At 29.1% G+C, this 5,072-nt stretch carries 4 protein-coding genes; 2 read left to right on the top strand and 2 right to left on the bottom strand.

The features are described 5' to 3' along the window. Positions 1 to 197 precede the first annotated feature (197 nt). Positions 198 to 1,181 carry an ATP-binding protein gene (locus L21TH_RS00375; RefSeq protein WP_006305744.1) on the bottom strand — a complete coding sequence of 328 codons (984 nt, stop codon included), beginning with the start codon at positions 1,179 to 1,181 and terminating at the stop codon, positions 198 to 200. A gap of 43 nt (positions 1,182 to 1,224) precedes the next feature. After that, positions 1,225 to 2,310 carry a DnaD domain-containing protein gene (locus L21TH_RS00370; protein WP_242826483.1) on the bottom strand — a complete coding sequence of 362 codons (1,086 nt, stop codon included), beginning with the start codon at positions 2,308 to 2,310 and terminating at the stop codon, positions 1,225 to 1,227. Between the two features lie 168 nt (positions 2,311 to 2,478). Here L21TH_RS00370 and L21TH_RS00365 point away from each other — a divergent pair, with 168 nt between their 5' ends. Next, positions 2,479 to 3,282, top strand: coding sequence for a gluzincin family metallopeptidase (locus L21TH_RS00365; protein ID WP_006305740.1), 804 nt, complete (start codon positions 2,479 to 2,481; stop codon positions 3,280 to 3,282). A gap of 171 nt (positions 3,283 to 3,453) precedes the next feature. Beyond that, positions 3,454 to 4,917, top strand: a complete 1,464-nt coding sequence (locus L21TH_RS00360; RefSeq protein WP_081627877.1) for a M23 family metallopeptidase — start codon at positions 3,454 to 3,456, stop codon at positions 4,915 to 4,917. Positions 4,918 to 5,072: the final 155 nt, after the last annotated feature.

The following is a 5,072-nucleotide window of genomic DNA, read 5'->3' as shown; positions in this document are numbered from 1 at the left end:
GGTAGAGCAACTGACTTGTAATCAGTAGGTTGGGGGTTCAAGTCCCTTCGCCAGCTCCATAGTTAAACCCTAGGCTATACAACCTAGGGTTTTTTCTATATCCTTTCTGATGCTCTCCTAAGACCTAAGAGCTGACTAAAAGGCTACTAACTACTAACAACGAACTACTAACTAACAAATCGACGAAGTCTACTTTTTTATGCCTCCCATCTTAAATCAGGGCCATAGAACTTAAGTACTGTAAACTTACTAAAAATTCTAGAGAATATTCTATCGGTGTATATATTAGCAATTTCCATAGGAGAAAGATTTGTAGATATGATTGTTTTTTTACCTTTTATCAATCTGGAGTTTACTATATTAAATATTTCTGTATTAGTAAATGAATTTGTCAACTCAGTGCCTAAATCATCTATGATTAACAGGTCGCAATCAAATAACAAATCGTATTCAGATTTTGTATTATCTGAATTATTTCTATTGAATTTATGCTCTCCTATGATTTCGAGTATCTTGAAAGCTGTTTGATATATTACTATCTTACCTTTATCTAGTAAGGCTTTTGCTATACAGTTACACATAAAAGTTTTACCTAGTCCTGTAGAGCCATAAAACAATAGATTTTCTTCGTTACTATTATTAAAATTAATTACGAAACCTTCAGCAACATTTAATATTTGCATCATATTTTGCCTTGGAGTAAGCTCTTCATTTTCAAATGGTTCATTAGGAAATATGTTTATATTGAAGGTTTGAAAGTTTTCTTTACTAAGAACATGTCCTAAATTTGACATCTCATATGCTCTGTTTATAAGTTCTTGCTTTAAGCAACTACACTTATTCCCATTCTCAAGAAATCCTGTGTCTTTGCATTTATTACATTCATAGTTAATATCAAGATATTCCAAAGGTATATTATTTTCAGTCATTAAGATAGCTTTTTCACGTTTTAGTTCTTCCATTTTAGCTTTAATTTTTTCTACATTTTCTTTATATGTATTAGGATTTAATAAGATTTGTTTGGATATAAGTAATCCTGTTTTTGAAATTTCTTCATCAATTTCTTTTATTCTAGGAACTTTAGTATATACTTCTTTTTGTCTTTGTTTTTGTTCCTGTATTGCTTTATCACGTTTTTTTTCATATGTTCTTAGAATTTCTCTAATTATTTTTTCATTCATAATAAATCCTCCTTATAAAGGAAGGTATTGACTTGCTATTAGATTAAGAATTTGAATTTCTTTTCCTTACTATTTTTTCTAGTTCTTCGGCTGTATACTTAGAAGTTCTTTGATCGAAATTATGAAACTTAGTTCTCACCTTTGTACTTTTTTCATTTCGAGTATATTTGGGCTTAGACCTGCTTTTATCCTTTTCTTCTATTTCATCTACTGTTTTTATGCCTTTTTCAAACCATGATTTTAGTATACCATTTATATAGTTTATATTAGGATTTGACGTTTTTTTAGTATTTTCACATGCTTTAAGCACTATATCCATTGTAAACTTCCATTTATTAAACCAAACGTCTATTGCCTTCATTTCAGCTTCACTAGCAGGCCTATAAAAGCCTAAGGCCTTCATTACCCTTTCGTATCTATAAAACTTTTCATCCTGTTTTTTGAAGTATTCGTCTAATGCTTTAAGATTAGTTATATTCATATCGTACCAGTTTCTGATAATACCTTCCACATAACTAGCATTTTTCTTATTTTTCTTTTCTACTGAATAAGCGTAAGCCCTTACAATTACATCAGAGGTCATATTATAGTTATACATCCATTCCAGGATTTTTTTCTTTTCATTTGGTACTAAAGGTCTTCGTATAATATCACTAATAGATTTAAACATTTTTTGAATACTAGGAACTTTATTTGCTTCAACTAAATCCTCAACAGAACAAGTATATGTATTGTTTTGTTCTATATTATTAACTGGATTATTTTCATCTTTATTGTTTATAGGTTTAAAATTATTCTTTATGTATAGCTGTTTTAAGTTAAGAAATTCAACTGTATAATCGTAATCATTTTCGCTATTTTTTTTATGTTTTTTTATAATACCTTTTTCTTCCCAGAAGTCCCATGCTTCTAATACATCAGATAAAGGTATATTTAAATGCTTCGATATGGTTTCGTTATTTACCTCTATATTATCGTCTTTATCATTAGCGTATTTATAACCTAAAAGATATACTTTTACATATGTACCATTGGCCATAGGCATAAAATCATTTATAAATATATTTTCTATGGAAGTATCCCCTAGGTCTATTTCTGTAGTTTCCTTAACAAAACTCAATATTCTCACCTTCCAAAGTATAGGGTTAAAATCATTATATCATACATTTTATATCATAATATAATATTAACTTAAGTTATATTTTCAATAGCTACAAATATATTAATACTATATATGAAATAAAAGATATTAAGAAATCAATATATAAATTATATCAAAAGAGTGAGGGGTTTATAAATGTATAAAATTTTAAAAAAAATGTTATTAAAAACAATTTGTTTATTATTAGTAACATTTCTACCACTGTGTGTATATATTTACACTAGAGAGCATAGCCAATATATATTTAATATAAACTCATCCGGGCAAATAAACAAATATATCATTAGAGCAGAATTTAACCCTGTGGATAAAGAGATATATTTAAATCAAGAAATTATTTTTACTAATAATATAAAAAGACAGCTCAAAAAAATCTATTTCTATTTATATCCCAATTCTTTCCAATACAGAGATTATCATACCTTTCACCAATCTCAAATGTCTGAAATATATCCTAATGGCTTTAATCCCGGTTACATAGATATTAATAGTGTAAAAGTAGATGAGGGAAACTGTGATTATAAAATAATTGGAAAAGATAAAACTATACTCATGGTATCTTTAAATAAACCTATAGATATAAACGAAAAAATAATTATCGACGTTGAAGGTAATGTTAAAATACCTAATCGCAAAGGTAGATTTGGGTTTATTGAAGATACTTACAGCGTGACTAATTGGCATCCTACACTTGCAATGTATAATCAGAAGGGTTGGCATCTAGACTTTTCTACTAAAGTAGAAAAATCTTTTTATAGTGATGTTAGTAACTATCATGTTGAATTAATTACTCCAAAGGATTATATACCAAAAGTAACAGGTAGTATTGTTAAGAAGGTAAAATTAGAGGATAAAGTTTGTTATCATATCGACGGCTTTAATTTAAAAGATTTTCCTATAGTTATCAGTAAAAGTTTAAAGAATAATGGTAGAGAATAAATCAATAAGAATAAAATTAAAAACTTAGAATAAAATATAACATAGACATGCAGTAGTATTTAGGAATTTATTGTTGCATGGTATGCTAATTATGGTATAATTTAGATGGGCAAATGTTACAAACGTGTTAAAAGTATATTACAGGAATATTTCTAGTGGAAATGTTTACATATGGCTAAATTGAAAGGGGCTTTAATAATGAGTGGGCCAAGTCTTGATGATATTAAATTGTTAGTCGCTAGGACAATTAAAAGAATGAGAATGAAACAGTTTCAACCGAAAACGTTAATAATATTGGCATTAATAGTAGCTTTAACAGGTTTTATTTTTTATCAAGGCAAAAAAAGTATAGAGCATGAAATAAATACTCGAGCATTTAAAGTAATAATTGATGACAAAGAGATAGGTATTGTAAGAGATAAAAGTCAAGTTAATGAAATAATTAAAAGGTTGCAAACAGAATTGAAAAATGATTATAATATGGAAGTTGCTATACACTGTAATACTGAGTACGAAAGCACCCATGCAGAAGACAATGAATTGACTTCTATTGATGACCTTAAGAGAAATATAAAATCAGAATTAGATTATAATGTAGTGGGTTATGGAATACAGGTCGATGGCAAGATTTTAGCATGGTTAAAGACAGAAAAAGAAGCTAAAGAGGTCCTACAGAAGCTAAAAGAGCCTTATTTAAATAAAAAAGACGAAAACCGGAAAATAGAAGAGATAAAGTTTGTTGAAAATGTAAAAATAGTTAAAGAAGAAACTGTTTTATCTAACATAGAAGACCCCAAAAAAGTGGTAGATGTGTTACGTAGAGGTACTGATGAAGAAAGAATACATACTGTACAAGAAGGAGAAAGTTTTTGGACCATATCTAGGAAGTATAATCTTACAGATGAAGATTTAGTAAAAGCAAATCCTGATAAAGACCCTACACTTATACATCCAGGAGATGAATTGAGTCTTATAGTTCCTAAACCATTTATTAGCGTTGTTACAGTTGAAAAAGTTAAATACGAAAGAAGTGTAAAGTATGATACTAAGTATGAGTATACCTCTAGTATGTATAGCGATGAGTACAAAGTAAAGAGAAGAGGAGTTCTTGGTAAAAGTGTAGTTGTAGCTGAAGTAGAAAAGCACAATGGTATAGAGGTTAATAGAGAAGTAATAGAAGAGACTTTAATATCAGAGCCAAAAACTCAGATAGTTGTAAAAGGAACTAAGGACCCGCCTCCTAAAAAAGGAACAGGTGTATTTATTAATCCGTTACCAACAGGAATTCTTACTTCGAGATTTGGACCTAGATGGGGAAGTATGCACTATGGTATTGATTTAGCTGCTAGAACTGGAACGCCAATTAAAGCAGCAGATGGTGGAGTAGTAACTTATGCTGGATGGAAAGGGAACTATGGTTATCTAGTAGAAATAGATCATGGTGGAGGATTTAGTACAAGATATGGGCACTGTAGTAAGATATATGTAAGGGTTGGACAAAAAGTTTATAAAGGTAAAACTATAGCAGCTGTTGGTAACACAGGAAGAAGTACAGGTCCGCACGTTCATTTTGAAGTGCGAAAATATGATAAACCTGTAAATCCATCGAATTATATAGGTAGAAAATATAGATAGACTCAGGAATATTCCTGAGTCTTTTTTATTATATATAAGAAAGTATATTTATTATATAGCTTTTAATTAAGTTAAATACAGGTTTGAAAGGTAGAAAAAAAATGTTTATAGAATTATTATCGAAAAGCGAAAGGCGAACAGCGAATAGCCTAATT

It is taken from the genome of Caldisalinibacter kiritimatiensis (assembly GCF_000387765.1).
In the GTDB taxonomy this organism is placed as follows: domain Bacteria; phylum Bacillota; class Clostridia; order Tissierellales; family Caldisalinibacteraceae; genus Caldisalinibacter; species Caldisalinibacter kiritimatiensis.
This window is presented reverse-complemented; position numbering and strand designations above follow the sequence as displayed.